General features: G+C 66.3%; 23 protein-coding genes. 19 read left to right on the forward strand and 4 right to left on the reverse strand.

The window, feature by feature from the left end; all coding sequences use genetic code 11:
• Positions 1-8: 8 nt before the first annotated feature.
• The 7 genes from J2W23_RS22230 (at position 9) to J2W23_RS22260 (ending at position 5414) form a co-directional block, all read left to right on the forward strand.
• A complete protein-coding gene (locus J2W23_RS22230) occupies positions 9-368 on the forward strand; it encodes a Rap1a/Tai family immunity protein (protein WP_176660398.1) in 360 nt (119 codons plus the stop codon).
• 7 nt (positions 369-375) lie between these two features.
• Positions 376-1047 carry a suppressor of fused domain protein gene (locus J2W23_RS22235; protein ID WP_176660399.1) on the forward strand — a complete coding sequence of 224 codons (672 nt, stop codon included), beginning with the start codon at positions 376-378 and terminating at the stop codon, positions 1045-1047.
• Positions 1040-2122, forward strand: a complete 1083-nt coding sequence (gene hisC, locus J2W23_RS22240; RefSeq protein ID WP_307650275.1) for a histidinol-phosphate transaminase — start codon at positions 1040-1042, stop codon at positions 2120-2122. Before J2W23_RS22235 ends, hisC begins: the two co-directional genes overlap by 8 nt.
• The gene (hisB, locus tag J2W23_RS22245) at positions 2119-2727 is read left to right on the forward strand and encodes an imidazoleglycerol-phosphate dehydratase HisB (RefSeq protein ID WP_176660401.1); all 609 of its coding nucleotides are present in this window, start codon (positions 2119-2121) and stop codon (positions 2725-2727) included. Before hisC ends, hisB begins: the two co-directional genes overlap by 4 nt.
• Positions 2728-2746: 19 nt before the next feature.
• Entirely contained in the window at positions 2747-3406 is a 660-nt protein-coding gene (gene hisH, locus J2W23_RS22250) for an imidazole glycerol phosphate synthase subunit HisH (RefSeq protein WP_307650276.1), read from the forward strand.
• Positions 3407-3469: 63 nt separating this feature from the next.
• Entirely contained in the window at positions 3470-4213 is a 744-nt protein-coding gene (gene hisA / locus J2W23_RS22255) for a 1-(5-phosphoribosyl)-5-[(5-phosphoribosylamino)methylideneamino]imidazole-4-carboxamide isomerase (RefSeq protein WP_125947523.1), read from the forward strand.
• Between the two features lie 28 nt (positions 4214-4241).
• Positions 4242-5414: an AAA family ATPase gene (locus tag J2W23_RS22260; protein WP_307650277.1), complete on the forward strand. Its 1173-nt coding sequence runs from the start codon at positions 4242-4244 to the stop codon at positions 5412-5414.
• A gap of 15 nt (positions 5415-5429) precedes the next feature.
• Here J2W23_RS22260 and J2W23_RS22265 read toward each other — a convergent pair whose 3' ends face one another.
• Positions 5430-6335, reverse strand: a complete 906-nt coding sequence (locus J2W23_RS22265) for an amino acid ABC transporter substrate-binding protein (RefSeq protein WP_176660404.1) — start codon at positions 6333-6335, stop codon at positions 5430-5432.
• Between the two features lie 8 nt (positions 6336-6343).
• Positions 6344-7651, reverse strand: a complete 1308-nt coding sequence (locus J2W23_RS22270; protein ID WP_307650278.1) for a dicarboxylate/amino acid:cation symporter — start codon at positions 7649-7651, stop codon at positions 6344-6346.
• A gap of 169 nt (positions 7652-7820) precedes the next feature.
• Here J2W23_RS22270 and J2W23_RS22275 point away from each other — a divergent pair, with 169 nt between their 5' ends.
• The 9 genes from J2W23_RS22275 (at position 7821) to tatC (ending at position 12719) form a co-directional block, all read left to right on the forward strand.
• Positions 7821-8657 (forward strand): D-hexose-6-phosphate mutarotase, encoded by an 837-nt coding sequence (locus J2W23_RS22275; protein ID WP_307650279.1) that lies wholly within the window; start codon positions 7821-7823, stop codon positions 8655-8657.
• A gap of 22 nt (positions 8658-8679) precedes the next feature.
• Complete coding sequence (gene hisF, locus J2W23_RS22280) at positions 8680-9465, forward strand: imidazole glycerol phosphate synthase subunit HisF (protein ID WP_176660407.1); 786 nt, start codon at positions 8680-8682, stop codon at positions 9463-9465.
• A 36-nt stretch (positions 9466-9501) separates the two neighbouring features.
• Positions 9502-9900, forward strand: coding sequence for a phosphoribosyl-AMP cyclohydrolase (gene hisI / locus J2W23_RS22285; protein ID WP_176660567.1), 399 nt, complete (start codon positions 9502-9504; stop codon positions 9898-9900).
• 8 nt (positions 9901-9908) lie between these two features.
• Complete coding sequence (locus J2W23_RS22290) at positions 9909-10289, forward strand: phosphoribosyl-ATP diphosphatase (protein WP_176660566.1); 381 nt, start codon at positions 9909-9911, stop codon at positions 10287-10289.
• Between the two features lie 11 nt (positions 10290-10300).
• On the forward strand, positions 10301-10690 hold the full coding sequence (locus J2W23_RS22295; protein WP_176660408.1) for a DUF4870 family protein: 390 nt from the start codon (positions 10301-10303) through the stop codon (positions 10688-10690).
• A complete protein-coding gene (locus J2W23_RS22300) occupies positions 10680-11039 on the forward strand; it encodes a histidine triad nucleotide-binding protein (RefSeq protein WP_176660409.1) in 360 nt (119 codons plus the stop codon). Before J2W23_RS22295 ends, J2W23_RS22300 begins: the two co-directional genes overlap by 11 nt.
• 65 nt (positions 11040-11104) lie before the next feature.
• On the forward strand, positions 11105-11359 hold the full coding sequence (gene tatA / locus J2W23_RS22305; protein ID WP_176660410.1) for a Sec-independent protein translocase subunit TatA: 255 nt from the start codon (positions 11105-11107) through the stop codon (positions 11357-11359).
• A 13-nt stretch (positions 11360-11372) separates the two neighbouring features.
• Positions 11373-11831 carry a Sec-independent protein translocase protein TatB gene (gene tatB, locus J2W23_RS22310; RefSeq protein ID WP_176660411.1) on the forward strand — a complete coding sequence of 153 codons (459 nt, stop codon included), beginning with the start codon at positions 11373-11375 and terminating at the stop codon, positions 11829-11831.
• 75 nt (positions 11832-11906) lie between these two features.
• Complete coding sequence (gene tatC, locus J2W23_RS22315; protein ID WP_176660412.1) at positions 11907-12719, forward strand: twin-arginine translocase subunit TatC; 813 nt, start codon at positions 11907-11909, stop codon at positions 12717-12719.
• Between the two features lie 139 nt (positions 12720-12858).
• Here tatC and J2W23_RS22320 read toward each other — a convergent pair whose 3' ends face one another.
• Positions 12859-14019 (reverse strand): S1C family serine protease, encoded by a 1161-nt coding sequence (locus tag J2W23_RS22320; RefSeq protein WP_176660413.1) that lies wholly within the window; start codon positions 14017-14019, stop codon positions 12859-12861.
• Positions 14020-14313: 294 nt separating this feature from the next.
• On the opposite strand from J2W23_RS22320, the gene J2W23_RS22325 reads away from it, so the two are divergent.
• The 3 genes from J2W23_RS22325 to pdxA all read left to right on the forward strand — a co-directional run bounded on the left by J2W23_RS22325 (position 14314) and on the right by pdxA (position 17538).
• Complete coding sequence (locus J2W23_RS22325; protein WP_307650280.1) at positions 14314-15666, forward strand: MFS transporter; 1353 nt, start codon at positions 14314-14316, stop codon at positions 15664-15666.
• Positions 15663-16436 (forward strand): Nif3-like dinuclear metal center hexameric protein, encoded by a 774-nt coding sequence (locus tag J2W23_RS22330; RefSeq protein WP_307650281.1) that lies wholly within the window; start codon positions 15663-15665, stop codon positions 16434-16436. Before J2W23_RS22325 ends, J2W23_RS22330 begins: the two co-directional genes overlap by 4 nt.
• A 61-nt stretch (positions 16437-16497) precedes the next feature.
• On the forward strand, positions 16498-17538 hold the full coding sequence (pdxA, locus tag J2W23_RS22335; protein WP_307650282.1) for a 4-hydroxythreonine-4-phosphate dehydrogenase PdxA: 1041 nt from the start codon (positions 16498-16500) through the stop codon (positions 17536-17538).
• Here pdxA and mscL read toward each other — a convergent pair.
• On the reverse strand, positions 17535-17966 hold the full coding sequence (gene mscL, locus J2W23_RS22340) for a large conductance mechanosensitive channel protein MscL (RefSeq protein WP_176660417.1): 432 nt from the start codon (positions 17964-17966) through the stop codon (positions 17535-17537). The genes pdxA and mscL overlap by 4 nt on opposite strands.
• Positions 17967-18462: the final 496 nt, after the last annotated feature.

Consider the following 18462-nt stretch of genomic DNA (forward strand, 5'->3'; position numbering starts at 1 on the left):
CCAGGGCCATGAAGCGCACCGCTCGTCTGCTGATGCTGGTGTTCGCGCTCGCGGCCGGCGCCGGTGCGCAGGCCATGACCATCCGCGAGTTCCACACGCTCGAGGCCAAGGAAAAGAAAGAGGGCAAGGCCTACGCGAGCTACTACCTCGTGGGCGTGCTCGAAGGCCTGCGCGAGGCCAGCGACACGGCGCGGCGCACGGGCCAGAAGCCGCTGTTCTGCGTCGACGGCCGCCGGCTCGAGCCCTCGATGGCGCGATCGCTCTTCCAGGCCGAGCTCAAGCGCAACGCAGAGCTCTACGAGGCCGACATGCCGGTCCAGCTGGTGCTGTCGAGCGCGTTGCAGAACAGCTTTCGGTGCACGTCCTGACATTCCCATGTTCGCGAAACTGAAAAAGGCCCTGATGGGTAGCGCCGCCGATGCGACACCCTCGCGCGCCCAGTTGCGCCTGCAGGCCATGCTCGACGCACTGGAAGACGAGCCCGAGCAGACCTTTCTCGACAGCGCAGACGCCGAGCACCGCGTCGACATCCACGCCTTCGGCCGCAACTTCGTCGAAGACTGCGACGCCGATGCACGCGACGACGAAGGTTACGTGCTCGTCACCAACGGCATGAGCGACCGCCTCATGCCCGCGCCGCCCGGTGGCGTGCCCGAGGACATGACGCGCGCAGCCGAACTGGTCTGGTACGTGCGCGACCTGAACCCCGAATACATCTCGAACCTGCGCTGGCTCGCCAAGCTGCCAGCCTTCGACCGCTTTTTCCTGGCCAGCGGCCATCGCGTGCCGATGCCCGAACCGCCGCTGTCGTTCTGCGGGTTCCAGACTTTCTTTTTTCTCACGCCGATCTACGGCCCCGACGCGCGCATGCTCTCGGGTGTCACGGTCGATGAAGGCGAGGCCATCGCCACGCTGACCGTCAACCTCATCTCCGAAGCCGAATACGCGCTGGTCAAGCGCGAGGACGGTCTCGGCGAACTGCTCGACCTGTTCGACGCCAACGACCACCCGATGGTCTTCGACCCCCAGCGAATCTCCTATGTCTGACTCCCTCCCCGCGCTCCAGCGCATCCGCGCCGACGTGCGCGCCATGCATGCCTACGCCGTGCAGGACGCACGCGGCTTCATCAAGCTCGACGCGATGGAAAACCCCTTCGGCCTGCCGCCCGCGCTGCAGGCCGAGCTCGGCGCCCGGCTCGGCGCGCTGGCGCTCAACCGCTATCCGGGCGACCGTGGTGCCGACCTGCAGCGCGCGCTCGCCGCGCATGCGCAGATGCCCGAAGGTTTCAGCCTGATGCTGGGCAACGGCTCGGACGAACTGATCTCGCTGCTGGCCATCGCCTGCGACCAGCCCGGGGCCACCGTGCTCGCGCCCGTGCCCGGCTTCGTGATGTACGCGATGAGTGCCCAGCTGCAGGGCCTGCGCTTCGTGGGCGTGCCGCTCACGGCCGACTTCGAGCTCAACGAGGCCGCCATGCTGGCCGCCATCGCGCGCGAGAAGCCGGCCATCGTCTACCTGGCCTACCCGAACAACCCGACCGCGAACCTCTGGGACGACGCCGTCATCGAGAAGATCGTCGAAGCCCAGGGCGCGCAGGGCGGGCTGGTGGTGATCGACGAGGCCTACCAGCCTTTCGCCGCCCGCAGCTACATCGACCGGCTGGCAAAGCACCGTCACGTGCTCCTGATGCGCACGCTCAGCAAGTTCGGCCTGGCCGGTATCCGCCTGGGCTACCTCATGGGGCCGGCCGCGCTGGTTGCCGAGATCGACAAGGTGCGCCCGCCCTACAACATCAGCGTGCTCAACTGCGAGTGCGCGCTGTTCGCGCTGGAGCACGCCGAGGTGTTCGAGGCGCAGGCCCGGCAGATCCGCGAGGAGCGGGAGCGCCTGATGACGGGCCTGGGCCGGCTGCCCGGCGTGAAGACCTGGCCGAGCGACGCCAACATGGTGCTTTTGCGCGTGCCCGATGCCACCAGGACTTTCGAGGGCATGAAGGCCCAGGGGGTCCTGGTGAAGAACGTTTCTAAAATGCACGAACTGCTGGCAAATTGCCTGCGCCTGACCGTCGGAACGGCCGACGAGAATGCGCGGATGCTGGCGGCACTCGAAGCCTCACTATGACCACCCCACAGAGCACCGACCGCATCGCGTCGGTCACCCGCAACACCGCCGAGACGAAGATCACCGTCAGCGTGAACCTCGATGGCACCGGCAAGGCGAAGCTCGCCACCGGCATCGGCTTCTTCGACCACATGCTCGACCAGATCGCCCGCCACGGGCTGATCGACCTCGATATCGACTGCCAGGGCGACCTGCACATCGACGGCCACCACACGGTGGAAGACGTCGGCATCACGCTGGGGCAGGCGGTGGCCAAGGCCATCGGCGACAAGAAAGGCATCCGCCGCTACGGCCATGCCTACGTACCGCTGGACGAAGCGCTCAGCCGCGTGGTCATCGACTTCTCGGGCCGCCCCGGCCTCGTGATGCACGTGCCTTTCACCAGCGGGATGATCGGCACCTTCGACAGCCAGCTCACCTACGAGTTCTTCCAGGGCTTCGTGAACCACGCCTTCGTCACGCTGCACATCGACAACCTGAAGGGCGTGAACGCGCACCACCAGTGCGAGACCGTGTTCAAGGCCTTCGCCCGTGCGATGCGCGGTGCGCTGGAGCTCGATCCGCGTTCCGTCGGTGTCATTCCCTCGACCAAAGGTTCGCTCTGAAATCCATCGGCGAACAGCTATGAAATCTGTAGCAACGAATTCCGTCGCCGTTGTCGACTACGGCATGGGCAACCTGCACTCCGTGTCGCAGGCCGTGCGCCATGCGGCCGACCAGGTGGGCGTGGAGGTGTTCGTCACCTCCGACCCGGACGTGGTGCGCAAGGCTACCCGCGTGGTGCTGCCGGGTCAGGGCGCGATGCCCGACTGCATGCGCGAGCTGCGCGATTCCGGTCTTCAGGAGTCGGTGCTCGAAGCGGCGGCCAGCAAGCCGCTCTTCGGCGTGTGCGTCGGCATGCAGATGCTGCTGTCGCGCAGCGACGAAGGCCCGACCGATGGCCTTGGCCTCATACCGGGTGAGGTCATCAAGTTCGAGCTGGCGGGCCGCCTGCAGGCCGACGGCAGCCGCTTCAAGGTGCCGCAGATGGGCTGGAACCAGGTGCGCCAGGCCCAGCCGCACGCGGTGTGGGCGGGCATTCCGGACCAAAGCTATTTCTACTTCGTGCACAGCTTCTACGCGCGGCCGGCCGACGCCCGACACAGCGTGGGCGAGGCCGATTACGGCGCGAGCTTTACCGCAGCCATCGCACGCGATAACATTTTTGCCACCCAGTTCCACCCGGAGAAGAGTGCGGACCACGGGCTGCAGCTCTATCGCAACTTCCTCCACTGGAAACCCTGAACCATTTTTTCCGGCCGGGCCGAACCTTCCACAGCCCGGCTTTCGCTCACTCGCGTCACTTCCATGCTCCTCATTCCCGCCATTGATCTCAAAGACGGCCACTGCGTTCGCCTCAAACAGGGCGACATGGACCAGTCCACCATCTTCAGCGAAGACCCCGCCGCCATGGCCCGCAAGTGGGTCGAGGCCGGCGCACGGCGGCTGCACCTGGTCGATCTGAATGGCGCCTTCGCCGGCAAGCCGCAGAACCACGCGGCGATCAAGGCGATCCTGAAGGAGGTCGGAGACGACATCCCGGTGCAGCTGGGCGGCGGCATCCGCGACCTGGACACCATCGAGCGCTACATCGACGACGGCCTGCGCTACGTGATCATCGGCACCGCCGCGGTCAAGAACCCGGGGTTCCTGAAAGACGCCTGCAGCGCCTTCGGCGGCCACATCATCGTGGGCCTGGATGCCAAGGACGGCAAGGTCGCCACCGACGGCTGGAGCAAGCTCACGGGCCACGAGGTGGCCGACCTCGGCAAGAAGTTCGAGGACTACGGCGTCGAATCGATCATCTACACCGACATCGGCCGCGACGGGATGCTCTCGGGCATCAACATCGAAGCCACCGTCAAGCTCGCGCAGGCGCTGACCATTCCGGTGATCGCTTCGGGCGGCCTCTCGAACATGGCCGACATCGACCAGCTCTGCGCGGTCGAGTCCGACGGCGTCGAGGGCGTGATCTGCGGACGTGCCATCTACTCGGGCGACCTCGACTTCGCCGCCGCCCAGGCGCGCGCGGACGAACTGGCCGGCGCCTGACGCCTTCCTCCTCTACGTCCTGTAGCGCGTGCTCTCCGCGCTCGCCATTGCCAACTACCGGTCGCTGCGCCAGTTGACGGTGCCGCTCGGCCGCCTCACGGTGGTGACGGGCGCCAACGGCAGCGGCAAGTCGAGCGTGTATCGCGCGATGCGGCTCCTGGCCGACATCGCCAATGGCGGCGTGATCCGCTCGCTGGTGCGCGAGGGCGGGCTGTCTTCCACGCTGTGGGCCGGGCCCGAGCGCTTCTCGGCCGCCATGCTGCGCGGCGACGTGCCGGTGCAGGGCACCTCGCGCAGCGAACCCGTCGCGCTGAAGCTGGGGTTTGCCGGCGCTGAATCGGAGGACTTCGGCTACGCCATCGACATCGGCCTGCCGCCGCCGATTCCATCGACAGCCTTCTCGCGCGACCCGCAGATCAAGCACGAGGCCATCTGGAGCGGCCCGTTGCTGCGCCCTTCGACCCAACTGGTCGACCGCAAGGGCGCGGCACTGCGCCTGCGCGAAGGCAAGGGCTGGCAGGCCATCGGCCGGCCGATCCCGGCCTTCGCCAGCATGATGACCGAGCACGCCGATCCGCGCGATGCGCCCGAGATGCTCACGTTGCGCGAGCAGATGCGCTCCTGGCGCTTCTACGACCACTTCCGCTCCGACGCCGATGCGCCGGCCCGTCAGCCGCAACTGGGCACCTACACGCCCGTGCTCGCCAACGACGGCGCCGACCTGGCCGCCGCGCTGCAGACCATCCGCGAGATCGGTGATGGCGAGGCGCTCGACCGCGCCGTGGACGATGCTTTTCCAGGTGCCCGCGTCGAAGTCGAGGCCGAAGGCGACCGCTTCCAGACGCTGATGCACCAGCACGGCCTTTTGCGGCCCCTGACGGCCGCCGAACTCTCGGACGGCACCCTGCGCTACCTGTTGTGGATTGCGGCGCTCCTGACGCCTCGTCCGCCCGCGCTGCTGGTGCTCAACGAGCCCGAAACCAGCCTGCATCCCGACCTGCTGCCCGCGCTTGGCCGCCTCATCGCGCAGGCGGCGCGGCAGTCGCAGGTGATCGTGGTGTCGCACGCGGCGCGCCTGATCGCCGCCCTGGACGACAGCGAAGGCGTGCAGCACGTGGTGCTCGAAAAGCAGTTCGGCGAGACCCGCATCGCCAATCTCGACATGAGCGAGATCCCGCGTTGGGAGTGGCCCGCTCGCTAGTGGCGCGCGGAAGGCCTACTCGGCCTTCACCGACATCGTCTGGATGATCGTCTCCAGCTGCGCGCTCATCGGCAGGTTGATGCTCTCCCCCGAGGGCAGCTTGCGCAGGAACCAGCGCTTGTACTGGCGGTGGATCTCGCCGTCTTCCGCAAGCACCTGGAAGGTGTCGTTGATCACCTTGGCCAGTTGCGTATCGCCCTTCCTGTACATGATCCCGTAGGGGTCGTAGGAGAGGAAGTCGCCCACCACCTCGTAGTCGGACTTGGCGGCGTCCTGCGCGATGAGGCCGTAGAGCAGCACGTCGTCGGTGGCGAAGGCGTCGGCCTGGCCGCTCTTCACGAGCCCGAACGATTCCGCGTGGTCGCGCGCCACCTGCAGGTTGATGCCGAGCTTGAATTTGTCCGACAGGTCGCGCAGCGTCTTCTCGTTGGTGGTGCCGGCGGTCACCGCCACTTTCTTGCCGGCCAGGTCGCGGAACGACTTGATCGGCGCGCCTTTCTTCACCAGCACCTTGGTGCCCGAAACGAAAATCGTCGGCGAGAAGCTCACCCGCTTCTGGCGCTCGAGGTTGCTGGTGGTGGAGCCGCACTCCAGGTCGACCTTGCCGCTGGCGACCGCATCGATGCGCGAGTCGGAGGTGACGGGCACCCACTTGATCGCGAGGCTCTTGTTCACCGTGTCCTCGATGGCCGTGACCAGCGCGCGGCACAGCTCGATCGAGTAGCCGATCGGCTCCTTGCGCGCATTGAGGTACGAGAAGGGCACCGACGACTCGCGGTAGCCGATGGTGATGGCGCCCGTCTCGCGCGCCTTCGCAAGGGTGCCGGTGAGCTGTTCCTGCGCGTGCGCCGGTGCCGTGGCCAGCGAGGCAACCGCCAGCAGTCCGGCGAGGAGAACCGACAGCGTGGCCTTGAGCTTCATGGCGCGCCTCACGCGTGGGCCGGGTGGGCGAGGGTGGCGTTGGCTTCCTCGTCGAGCGCCTTGGCGTTGACCTCGGCATCGCTCTCGGAAAGCAGCTCGCCCTCCCACTTGGCGACCACCGCGGTGGCGATGGAATTGCCCACCGCGTTGGTGGCCGAGCGGCCCATGTCCAGGAAGGTGTCCACGCCCAGGATCAGCAGCAGGCCGGCCTCGGGAATATCGAAGTGGTTCAGCGTGGCGGCAATCACCACCAGCGAGGCGCGCGGCACGCCGGCCATGCCCTTGGAGGTGAGCATGAGGATCAGCAGCATGGTGATCTGCGTGCTGATCGGCATGTGGATGTCGTAGGCCTGCGCGATGAAGAGCACGGCGAAGGTGCAGTACATCATCGAGCCGTCCAGGTTGAACGAGTAGCCCATCGGCATCACGAAGCTGGAGATCTTGCGCTTCACGCCGAAACGGTCGAGCGCCTGCAGGATCTTGGGGTAAGCCGCCTCGGAACTCGCGGTGGCGAAAGAGAGCAGGAACGCCTCCTTGATGAGCACCAGCAGCTTGAACACGCGCGGTCCGAGGAACAGCAGGCCGGCCAGGATGAGCACGCCCCACAGCACGAACAGGCCCAGGTAGAAGTCGCGCATGAACACGGCGAACTTGATGAGAATGCCCAGCCCGTTCACGGCGACTGTGGCAGCCATGGCGGCCAGCACCGCCAGCGGCGCGAGCTTCATGACGTAGCCCGTGATCTTGAGCATTGCGTGCGAGAGCTCCTCGATGGCCGCCACCAGCGTCTTGGCCTTGTCGCCGAGCGAGGCCAGCGCCACGCCGAAGAACATCGAGAACACCACGATCTGAAGGATCTCGTTGTTGGCCATCGCCTCCACGAAAGACTTGGGCACCGTGTGGCTCACGAAGTCCTTGAAGGTGAACTTGCTGGTCGCCAGGTTGGCCGAGGCGCCGATGTCGGGCAGCGGCAAGCCCAGGTTCTCGCCGGGCTTGAGCAGGTTAGCCATGACCAGGCCGATGACCAGCGAAATGAGCGACGCGGTGAGGAACCAGCCGATGGCCTTGCCGAACACGCGGCCGACCGACTTTGCATCGCCCATGTGCGCGATGCCCACCACCAGCGTGGAGAACACCAGGGGGCCGATCAGCATCTTGATGAGGCGCAGGAACACGTCCGAGACGATGGAGACGTAGTCCGCGATTTCCTTGGCAGCCTTCTTGTCCGGAAAGCTCGAGAAGATCATGTAGCCCACGATGATGCCGAGCACCATGGCGATCAGGATCCATGCCGCCATCGGCAATTTTTTCTTCATGCGTAACCCCTTTGTCGTGTGAGAGTGGTTTTTGTCGAGGGCTCGGGACCGACCTGCACCTTGTCCCCTCGTGCAAGCAGGCACAGGGTATCCAAAGAGGACCCGGGCACGCAATGGCTCCCAATGCCAATTCCGTGCCATGACACGGGCGCTGCCTACAATTCCTCGCATGGAAATCACCCCGATCGAGTTTCGCGGCCAGCCCGCGATCCGAGCCCTTGGCGCAGATGGCAGCACGTTGACCGTGGCCCTGCATGGTGCGCAAGTGCTCTCGTGGACCACGGCCGACGGAGGGGAAAGGTTCTATGTCAGCCCCCGCGCCGTGTTCGACGGCAAGACCGCGATCCGCGGTGGCGTGCCCGTATGTTGCCCGCAGTTCAACATGCGCGGCATGCTGCCCAAACATGGTTTCATGCGCAATTTGCCTTGGGAGCCGCAGGGCTCCGGCACACCGGGCGACACCCTGGCATTCCGGCTGCGCGACAGCGAAGCCACCCGCGGGCTCTGGCCGCACGCTTTCGAGGCGCGCCTGGACGTGACGCTGGCTCCTGGCCAGTTGCGCATCGCGCTCACGCTGACCAACACCGATCCCGCGCCCTGGGCCTTTGCCGCGGCGCTGCACTCCTACCTTCACGTCGAGGACATCGCACAGGTGCGGCTCGAAGGCCTCACGGGCGCCAACCGCTGGGATTCGCTGCGCGACGACCGCCATGTGGAGACGGCTGCCGCATTGCGGTTCGATGCCGAGTTCGACAGCGTCTACGCCGCCCCCGCCCAACCGCTGCGCCTGGTGCAGCCGGGCGGCACGCTCGAAATTTCGCAAAGCGCGAGCTGCACCGAAACCGTGGTGTGGAACCCGGGCGCCGAACTCTGCGCCAAGCTGCCCGACATGCCCGCCGACGGCTACCGCCACATGCTCTGCGTCGAGGCAGCCCGCATCGACGAACAAGTGACGCTGGCGCCTGGCGCCCAATGGCAGGGCTGGCAACAGCTCTCCGTTCTCTGATTTCCTTCCGGTTCAATTTCCCATGCTTGCCAAACGCATCATTCCCTGCCTCGACGTCACCGGCGGCCGCGTCGTCAAGGGCGTCAACTTCCTCGAACTGCGCGATGCCGGCGATCCGGTCGAGATCGCGGCGCGCTACAACGCGCAGGGCGCCGACGAACTCACCTTCCTGGACATCACCGCCACCAGCGACGGGCGCGACCTGATCCTGCCGATCATCGAGGCGGTGGCTTCGCAAGTCTTCATTCCGCTCACCGTCGGCGGCGGCGTGCGCACGGTGGCCGATGTGCGCCGGCTCCTCAATGCGGGCGCGGACAAGACCAGCTTCAACTCGGCGGCCATCGCCGATCCGCAGGTGATCAACGACGCTTCGCAGAAGTACGGCTCTCAGTGCATCGTGGTGGCCATCGATGCCAAGCGCCGCACGCCCGAAGAAGCGGCCGCGCGTGGCCCGGGCTGGGATGTGTACAGCCATGGCGGGCGCAAGAACACCGGCCTCGACGCCGTGCAATGGGCCACCGAGATGGCGCGCCGCGGCGCGGGCGAGATCCTGCTCACGAGCATGGACCGCGACGGCACCAAGAGCGGCTTCGATCTCGCGCTGACCCGTGCGGTGAGCGATGCGGTCAGTGTGCCGGTGATCGCCTCGGGCGGCGTCGGCAACCTGGACGACCTGGCCGACGGCATCCAGACCGGCGGCGCCGACGCGGTGCTGGCCGCCAGCATCTTTCACTACGGCGAGCACACCGTGGGCGAGGCGAAAGCCCGCATGGCCGCACGGGGCATCCCGGTGCGAATCGACCGCTGAATTGACGATCAAGGGGTCTTTGCCCCATCCCCGACAATACCGCCCATGAATTGGCTCGATGAAGTGAAGTGGGACGCGAACGGGCTCGTACCCGTGATCGCGCAGGAACAAGGCAGCAACGACGTGCTGATGTTCGCCTGGATGAACCGCGAGGCGCTCGAGAAGACCGCCGAGCTGGGCCGCGCGGTGTATTTCAGCCGCTCGCGCAACAAGCTGTGGTTCAAGGGCGAAGAGTCAGGCCACGTGCAGACCGTGCACGAGATCCGCCTGGATTGCGACAACGACGTGGTGCTGCTCAAGATCACCCAGCTGGGTCACGAGCCCGGCATCGCCTGCCACACCGGCCGCCACAGCTGCTTCTTCAGCAAGTACGAAAAAGGCCAGTGGACCGTGGTCGAGCCGGTCTTGAAAGACCCGGAATCGATCTACAAATGACCGGCACCGTGAACAACACCTCCAACACTTCCGATGGCCTCGCACGCCTGGCCGCAGTCATCGAGACCCGCCTGCCGGCGAACGGCGGCGACCCCGAGAAGAGCTATGTCGCGCGCCTCCTGCACAAGGGCCCCGACGCCTTCCTGAAGAAGATCGGCGAGGAAGCCACCGAGGTCGTGATGGCCGCCAAGGACGCCGACCACGGCGGCGACCGCTCGAAAATAGTGAACGAAGTGGCCGACCTGTGGTTCCACACCATGGTGGCGCTGGCGCACTATGGTTTCTCGCCGGCCGAAGTCGTCGCGGAGCTGGAGCGCCGCGAAGGCACCAGCGGCATCGAGGAAAAGGCCCTGCGCAAGGTACAGGCCCGCGAGGCATCCAACGATTGAAAGGACATCCCATGGCCAACGACATCGTGAACGTGGAACCCGACGAATCGCTCAAGACCTGGGGCTGGGTGAGCTACATCCTGCACCTGATCGTGGCCATCGGCGCGGTCCTGCCGGGCGCGCAGGCCTCCATCGTCATCCTGTTGGTGGCCCTGGTGATCGATTTCGTGAAGCGCGACGACGCGGCCGGCACCTGGCAGGCCTCGCACTTCAGCTGGCGCATCCGCTCGGTGCTCTGGGCGGGCCTGCTGTACATCGTCACCTCGTGGCTCTGGCTGCTGTTCTTCGTTCCGGGCTGGATCGCCTGGAGCCTGATTTCGCTGTGGTTCCTGTACCGGATCGTGAAAGGCATGATCCGCATGAACGACAACCGCCCGATGGAACCCAAAGATGTCATCTGATCCGAACTGCATTTTCTGCAAGATCGTCGAAGGCAAGATCCCTTCGCGCAAGGTCTACGAAGACGAGGACCTGTTCGGTTTCCATGACATCGCGCCCTGGGCGCCGGTGCATTTCATGCTGGTGCCCAAGAAGCACATCGCCTCGATGGCGCAGCTCACGCCCGACGACGCCGCCCTGATGGGCAAGATCATGACCCTGGCGCCCAAGCTGGCGCTGGAGCAGGGCTGCAGGCCCTATCCGGACGGCGGCTTTCGCGTCGTCGTCAACACCGGCACCGAGGGCGGGCAGGAGGTTCACCATCTCCATGTGCACGTCATGGGCGGTCCCCGGCCATGGCTTCGCGGCTGAACTTCATTAAGCCAAACTGTCACATTCACCCCGACTAAAATCGGACACATTCTTAGGAGTCTTCCATGGGTTCTTTTTCTATCTGGCACTGGCTGATCGTGCTGCTCGTCGTGGTCATGATCTTCGGCACCAAGAAGCTGCGGAACATGGGTTCGGACCTTGGTGGCGCCGTCAAGGGCTTCAAGGACGGCATGAAGGATGCCAACGGCAATCCCGCCAGCGACGCTTCCGCCGCTTCGTCGGCTCCCGCGGCGCAAGTGACTGGCCAGCCGGCCAACAGCGACAAGACGATCGACGTCGAAGCGCGTCAGAAGTCCTGAGCGCGGACCGCACGTGTTGGACCTCGGCATTGAGAAGCTGGCGCTGATCGGCGTCGTGGCGCTGATCGTCATCGGGCCGGAGAAGCTGCCGCGCGTGGCCCGCACGGTCGGCACCTTGCTCGGCAAGGCGCAGCGCTACGTGAACGACGTCAAGGCCGAAGTCAACCGCTCGATGGAGCTCGACGAGCTCCGCAAGATGAAGACCACGGTGGAGGAGGCGGCGCGCGACGTCGAGCACAACATCCACACCGGCGCGAGCGAGTTCGAAAAGCAGTTCTCCGGCTCCGGCGAAACGCTCTCGGCCCTTGCCGAGCCCGAAGTCCCGGTGCCCGAGTACAAGCACCCCCGCAAGAACTGGCGCCTGAAGCAGGGCGCCACGCCGAATTGGTACAAGGCGCGCAACGGCGTGCGTACCAAGGCGTTGTCGGGTGCGGCGCGGGTTGCCCGCTTCCGTCCCCACAAGATCAACTAGCGCTCCAACCCCCCGCACACCCCCGCGTCTCTCGCTTGCCGCACGCCGGCCGAAGCCACGCTCTTTCCTTTCCCCATGGCCGATTCCGACGACAAGAACAAAGACAAAGAAGACGAGCTGGCGGGCACCGAGCAGCCATTCGTGCAGCACCTGGTCGAGCTTCGCGACCGCCTGCTCTACTGCGTCTACGGCCTGGCGATCGCCGGCATCCTGCTGGCCATCTGGCCCGGACCGGGCGGGCTCATCGACCTGATCGCGATGCCGATCCGGGCGCACATGCCGCCGGATGCCAAGCTCATCGCCATCGGCGTGTTCTCGCCGTTCTTCGTGCCGCTCAAGGTGCTGATGATGACGGCCGTGCTGCTGGCGCTGCCGTGGCTCATGTACCAGGCCTGGATGTTCATTGCACCGGGGCTCTACAGCCACGAGAAGCGTTTTGCGCTGCCGTTGATCTTCTTCGGCAGCCTGCTGGCCTATGCGGGCATCGCCTTCGTGCAGTTCTTCGTGCTGGACAAGATGTTCAGCTTCATCCAGAAGTTCACGCCCGCCGCGGTGGCGGCCACGCCCGACATCTCGTCGTACGTGGAGGCGATCCTCTCGCTCTACATCGCGTTCGGCGTCGCCTTCCAGGTACCGATCGTGGTGATGCTGCTGGTTCGCTTCGAGATGGTGACCATCGAGAAGCTGAAGTCCTTCCGCGGCTATTTCATCGTGGTGGCCTTCGTGGTGGCCGCGGTGCTGACGCCGCCCGACGTGGTGTCGCAGCTCGCGCTGGCGGTGCCGATGTGCCTGCTGTACGAGGTGGGCATCATCGGCGCGCGTTATTTCGCGATGGGCGGCAAGAAGCCAGAGGAAGAGGAAAAAGCCGACTCTTCGGCCTCCAGCTGAAACTCAAGGGCTTGCGCCAAGCCCAGTCTTTTCTTCAAGTAAACAACCGCGGAACCGGCTCTGCCGGGCCGCAGGTGTTGTCCCCAGCAGGGGATAGGCAAAGCGACACGAAGTGCGCGAAGCCTCTTGGGGAGGAGTCCTACTCTTGCTGATTGGGCACTTGCCGGACCGGGCTCTTCGGCCTGAGCCCCGGCGTCACATCCAGTTCCATCTTGTCGCTGCCGCGCTGCAGCGCAAAGCGCGCGGTGTCGCCGGGCTTGAGGCCCGCCACCGCAGTCAGCAGGGCCTGCACGTTGTCGGTCTTTTTCTCGCCCACCGAGGTGATCACGTCGCCCGGCCGGATGCCGGCCTTGGCTGCGGGGCCGTTCTGCAGCACGCCGGTGATGATCACGCCCGCATCGGCCTTCACGCCGAAGGTCTCGGCCAACTCGGGCGAAAGGTCGTTCGGCTCGACGCCGATCCAGCCACGGCGCACCTGGCCTTCCTTCACGATGCCCTCGAGCACGATCTTGGCCATCGACACCGGAATGGCGAAGCCGATGCCCATGCTGCCGCCCGAGCGCGAGTAGATCGCGGTGTTGATGCCTTGCAGGTTGCCGCTGACGTCGATCAGCGCACCGCCCGAGTTGCCGGGGTTGATGGCCGCATCGGTCTGGATGAAGTTCTCGAAGTTGTTGATGCCCAGCTGGTTGCGGCCGAGCGCCGAGACGATGCCGCTCGTCACCGTCTGGCCCACGCCGAAGGGATTGCCGATGGCCAGCACCTGGTCGCCCACCAGCAACTCGTCGGAGTTGCCCAGAACGATCACCGGGAGCTTGTCGAGCTCGATCTTCAGCACCGCCAGGTCGGTGTCGGGGTCGGTGCCGATCACCTTGCCGCGTGCGTGGCGGCTGTCGTTCAGGGTCACTTCGATTTCGTCGGCGCCCTCGACCACATGGTTGTTGGTGAGGATGTAGCCGTCGGTGCTCACGATCACGCCGCTGCCCAGGCCCACCTGGGGCTGGTCGGCCTGGTCGCCGAAGAAGAAGCGGAACCAGGGGTCGTTGCTGCGCGGATGGCGTTGCGCCGCCTTGCTGGTGTTGATGCTCACCACCGCCGGCGAGGCCTTCTTGGCCGCCGCGCTCAGGCTGCCGACAGCAGGCACGCTCGGGGCGCCGGCCGGCGCCTCGACGATCGACACCACGCCGCCGAGTGAGGTCGAGCGCTTGTTGATCCACTCGGGCTTGAGCGTCGCGACGACGAAATAGGCCGCCAGCAGGACGGTCACGGCTTGGGCAAAGAGCAGCCAGGTGCGTTTCATGAAAACTTGATGAAAAGACGTTCGAAGGCGCCGCGGAAGGCAGCGATGGGTGGGATTGTCCCTCAATGGGGTTGACGATAGACCGCGCCGCGCGGTCGAGATTGGCAGGCCCCGGCTGCGCAAATACGGGATAACCCCTAGCATCGCGAAGCGATCCCACCCGGCTTCCACCTTTTCAGGCCTCCGCACTGCCCACCCGGCGAATGCGGCCAGGCATTTTCTTGGCGCGCGATTTTCCGTTTCCCACCCGGTTCCACGGCCCCGGCGCGCGCGGTCCCGATTTTCCTGCCAGCCATGACTTCAGAAGCAACCCTCGCGGACGGCGCCAAGCCCGCTCCGGCACGCACGCTCGACGCGCGCGACTACAAGACCCTCGCCCTCTCGGCCCTCGGCGGAACGCTGGAGTTCTACGACTTCGTCATCTACGTCTTCTTCGCGACGGTGCTGGGCGGGCTGTTCTTCCCCGCCGACATGCCCGACTGGCTGCGGCAACTGCAGACCTTCGGCATCTTCGCGGCCGGATACCTCGCCCGCCCCGTGGGCGGCATCGTCATCGCGCATTTCGGCGACCTGCTGGGCCGCAAGCGCATGTTCACGCTCTCGATCTTCCTGATGGCCGCGCCCACGCTGGTGATCGGCCTCCTGCCCACCTACGCGAGCATCGGCGTGGCGGCGCCTCTCCTGCTGCTGGCGATGCGCGTGCTGCAGGGTGCGGCCATCGGCGGCGAAATGCCTGGCGCCTGGGTGTTCGTCGGCGAGCACGTGCCGGCGAAGCGCTACGGTTTCGGCATCGGCACGCTGACTTCGGGCATTACCGGCGGCATTCTGCTGGGCTCGCTGGTCGCGGTGGCCATCAACCGTCATTACTCGCCCGAGCAGGTGAACGATTTCGCCTGGCGCATTCCCTTCATCATGGGTGGCGTGTTCGGGCTGGTGTCGGTGTACCTGCGCCGCTTCCTGCACGAGACGCCGGTTTTCAAGGAACTGGCCGGCCTGAAGTCGGTCGCCCGCGAGCTGCCGCTGCGCACCGTGCTGCGCGAGCATCGCCTGGCTTGCGTGTATGTCGGGTTGCAGACCTGGGTGCTGTCGGCCGCCATCGTGGTGGTGGTGCTCTACACGCCCACCTACCTGCAAAAGGTGCACCACATTCCGGCCGCAGTGGCGCTCGAAGCCAACGCGCTCGCGACACTGACCCTGACCATCGGCTGCGTGCTGGTCGGCTGGCTGAGCGATCGCATCGGCACACGCGCCGTGATGCTCGTCGGCTGGGGCGGCCTCTTCGCCACGGCCTACCTGTTCTACACGGGGCTGCCCGGCACACCGGCCACGCTGTTCTGGCACTACGGACTGGTGGGACTCTTCGTGGGCACCATCGCTACCGTGCCGATCGCGGGCGTGCGCGCCTTCCCGGCACCGGTGCGTTTCACCGGGCTTTCGTTCGCCTACAACATGTCGTACGCGGTCTTCGGCGGGCTCACGCCGGTGATCCTCACGCTCTGGCTGCAGCACGACACGATGGCGCCGGCGCACTACGTCGCGGCACTCGCGGCGCTGGGCTTCCTGCTCGCCCTGTGGCCACTGGCCGCGCGCGGCCATGCCATGCGCGATGGCGTCGGGGGCCCAGGCAGCGCGACAATGTCGCGATGAGCACCACACGCCACGAACTGCTCCACGCATTCGACCTGCTGCTGGCCCCCGGGCGCTTCAAGGACTACGGACCCAACGGCCTGCAGGTCGAAGGGCGCACTGTGGTCCGCAAGATCGTCTCGGGCGTGACCGCCAGCCGCGCGCTGATCGAAGCCGCGATCCACGCCGAGGCCGATGCCATCTTCGTCCACCACGGCCTGTTCTGGCGCGGCCAGGACGGCTGCGTCACCGGCTGGATGAAGCAGCGGCTGGGCCTGCTGCTTGGCGACGATGTCAATCTCTTCGCCTACCACCTGCCGCTCGATGCGCACCCGGAGCTGGGCAACAACGCACAGTTGGGGCTGCACCTGGGGCTCGTGGCGCATACGGGGTCGAACGGCCGTTTCGGAGAGCAGGAACTCGGCTTCCTCGGCGCGCGCGAGAACGGCGAGCACTTCGCCAGCGCCAAGGCGCTGGCCGCGCACGCAGAAAAGGTGCTCAAGCGCCCCGTGACCCTGCTCGATACGGCCCACCGCCCCATTAAGAACATCGCCTGGTGCACCGGTGGCGCCCAGGGCTACTTCGAGGCTGCCATCGCGGCCGGCGCCGACGCCTTCATCACCGGCGAGATCTCGGAACCCCAGGCCCACTACGCACGCGAGATGGGCGTGGCCTTCCTGGCCTGCGGGCATCACGCGACCGAGCGCTATGGTGCACAGGCCGTGGCCGCGCATGTGGCGGCGCAACTCGGGCTGAAGCACGAGTTCATCGACATCGACAACCCGGCATGAGCGCAGCGCCGGGCCGCCCCCAGCAAGCACGCACCGCAGCGCGGAGCGCGGAGGTTTCCGAATGAGCGGCGCCATCGCCATCACGTTGGGGGATCCGGCGGGCATCGGCCCCGAGATCATCGCGAAGGCCTTCCGCAACGCCCCCGATGCAACCCGCGGCGCCTTCGTGGCCGGCGACGTGGCCACGATGCGGCGCGCTTCGCAGGCGCTGGCCGGACCGGGCCAACCGGCATGGCCCGTGGCGGAGATCGAGACCGTGGCCGAAGCCGCCAGCGTTCCGCCCGGGTGCATCCCGGTGCTGCAGGTCATCGCCCCCCCTGCGAACATCGTTCTCGGCCAGATCAGCGCCGAGGCCGGCCGCGCGGCCGGCGATTGCGTGGTCTGGGCCGCGCGGGCGGCGCTGCGTGGAGAAATCGCCGCCATCGTGACCGCGCCGCTGCACAAGGAGGCGCTGGCCGCGGCGGGCTTCCCGTACCCCGGCCACACCGAGCTGCTGCAGGCCGAGGCGGCGGCGCACCTGGGGCGCGGCGTGGCCGACATGCCGGTGCGCATGATGCTGGCCAACGACGAGTTGCGCACCGTGCTCGTGAGCATCCACATGTCGCTGCGCGATGCCATCGAGGCGGTGCATTTCGAGGGCGTGCTGCAGACGCTGCGCATCACGCACCGTGCGCTGTCCCACGCGCTGGGCCGCGCGCCGCGCATCGGTGTCGCGGGTCTCAATCCGCATGCGGGCGAGGGGGGGCTGTTCGGCTCGGAGGAACGAGAGACCATTGCGCCGGCCATCGCCGCTGCACGCGCCGAAGGCATCGACGCCAACGGGCCGCATGCGCCCGACACCGTGTTCATGCGGGCCCGCGCCAGACATGGCGTGCCCGACAGCGGCGAGTTCGATGTGGTGATCGCGATGTACCACGACCAGGGCCTGATCCCGGTCAAGTACCTCGGCGTGGAGAAGGGGGTGAATGTGACGCTGGGGCTGCCGCTGGTGCGCACCAGCCCCGATCACGGCACCGCGTTCGATATCGCGGGCACCGGTCTCGCCGATGCGTCGAGCCTCGTCGAGGCGCTTCGCATGGCGAGGACGCTGGGCAGTGCTTAAGGGCGCTTCAGGCTGTCGCGAATTTCGCGCAGCAAGGTGATGTCTTCGGGTGTTGCGGCCGGCGCGGCAGGTGCGGCCTCTTCGGTCTTTCGCAGCTTGTTGATCTGCTTGACCATCATGAAGATGATGAACGCCAGGATCACGAAGTTGACCGCCACGGTGATGAAGCTGCCGTAAGCCAGCACCGGCACGCCGGCTTTCTTCAGGTCGGCCAGCGTGTTCGCCACGCCCGCAGGTGCCGTGCCCAGCACCACGTAGAGGTTCGAGAAATCGAGCTTGCCGAACACCACGCCCACCAGCGGCATGATGATGTCCGCAACCAGCGAGTCGACGATCTTGCCGAACGCCGCGCCGATGATCACGCCGACCGCGAGGTCGATGACATTGCCCTTGACGGCAAATTCCTTGAATTCACTGAGGATGCTCATGATTCAAAAGGCTGCTGGAGCTCTGCTGTTGAAGGAGTGCCGAGTATGCCCGCGGTTGCCCGCTTCTCCAGAGGCTGCGGCGCAACGCCGATGTGCTCCGGCGGCAACCTTTTCACGACTGCGTGCGGCGATCTGCCTGAAGCCGTGGTCCAGCAGTCGCACGCAACGCGGCATTTCGAAGTAGCCACGGCGCGCGCCGGCATCGGCAAGGGCTGGATGCCCCGGGCTTGTCGGCCGGTGGCGGCATTGCCTCCAATGCGGAAGGCGAGGCCGGGACGCCGTTTTCGATGCGCTCCAGGTGGCCCGGTGCTACGTAACACACGCAGTCACAAGCACGTAACAGCGGCTTGAAAACAGCCCCTGGGCGACCGCGCCCGGCCGGTGCCGAAGGCCGTGTCCCGGGCGAATTTCCCAATGAAATCAAGGTGCTGCCCGCCGTGACGTCCCTGTTCCGGTCGCCGGGCTTTCTCGTGGGCATTGTTCCTGCGACACCTGA

This window comes from Variovorax boronicumulans, from assembly GCF_030812215.1.
Lineage (GTDB): Bacteria > Pseudomonadota > Gammaproteobacteria > Burkholderiales > Burkholderiaceae_C > Variovorax > Variovorax boronicumulans_C.

Bases quoted from the DNA above. Each gene is read 5' to 3' on its own strand.
- J2W23_RS22275 (WP_307650279.1), top strand. From the start codon at position 7,821: ATGGAAATCACCCCGATCGAGTTTCGCGGCCAGCCCGCGATCCGAGCC.
- mscL (WP_176660417.1), bottom strand. From the start codon at position 17,966: ATGAGCATCCTCAGTGAATTCAAGGAATTTGCCGTCAAGGGCAATGTC.
- J2W23_RS22325 (WP_307650280.1), top strand. From the start codon at position 14,314: ATGACTTCAGAAGCAACCCTCGCGGACGGCGCCAAGCCCGCTCCGGCA.
- tatA (WP_176660410.1), top strand. From the start codon at position 11,105: ATGGGTTCTTTTTCTATCTGGCACTGGCTGATCGTGCTGCTCGTCGTG.
- J2W23_RS22300 (WP_176660409.1), top strand. From the start codon at position 10,680: ATGTCATCTGATCCGAACTGCATTTTCTGCAAGATCGTCGAAGGCAAG.
- J2W23_RS22265 (WP_176660404.1), bottom strand. From the start codon at position 6,335: ATGAAGCTCAAGGCCACGCTGTCGGTTCTCCTCGCCGGACTGCTGGCG.
- hisH (WP_307650276.1), top strand. From the start codon at position 2,747: ATGAAATCTGTAGCAACGAATTCCGTCGCCGTTGTCGACTACGGCATG.
- J2W23_RS22330 (WP_307650281.1), top strand. From the start codon at position 15,663: ATGAGCACCACACGCCACGAACTGCTCCACGCATTCGACCTGCTGCTG.
- hisB (WP_176660401.1), top strand. From the start codon at position 2,119: ATGACCACCCCACAGAGCACCGACCGCATCGCGTCGGTCACCCGCAAC.
- pdxA (WP_307650282.1), top strand. From the start codon at position 16,498: ATGAGCGGCGCCATCGCCATCACGTTGGGGGATCCGGCGGGCATCGGC.
- J2W23_RS22320 (WP_176660413.1), bottom strand. From the start codon at position 14,019: ATGAAACGCACCTGGCTGCTCTTTGCCCAAGCCGTGACCGTCCTGCTG.
- J2W23_RS22270 (WP_307650278.1), bottom strand. From the start codon at position 7,651: ATGAAGAAAAAATTGCCGATGGCGGCATGGATCCTGATCGCCATGGTG.
- hisA (WP_125947523.1), top strand. From the start codon at position 3,470: ATGCTCCTCATTCCCGCCATTGATCTCAAAGACGGCCACTGCGTTCGC.
- J2W23_RS22235 (WP_176660399.1), top strand. From the start codon at position 376: ATGTTCGCGAAACTGAAAAAGGCCCTGATGGGTAGCGCCGCCGATGCG.
- hisC (WP_307650275.1), top strand. From the start codon at position 1,040: ATGTCTGACTCCCTCCCCGCGCTCCAGCGCATCCGCGCCGACGTGCGC.
- hisF (WP_176660407.1), top strand. From the start codon at position 8,680: ATGCTTGCCAAACGCATCATTCCCTGCCTCGACGTCACCGGCGGCCGC.
- tatC (WP_176660412.1), top strand. From the start codon at position 11,907: ATGGCCGATTCCGACGACAAGAACAAAGACAAAGAAGACGAGCTGGCG.
- J2W23_RS22295 (WP_176660408.1), top strand. From the start codon at position 10,301: ATGGCCAACGACATCGTGAACGTGGAACCCGACGAATCGCTCAAGACC.
- J2W23_RS22230 (WP_176660398.1), top strand. From the start codon at position 9: ATGAAGCGCACCGCTCGTCTGCTGATGCTGGTGTTCGCGCTCGCGGCC.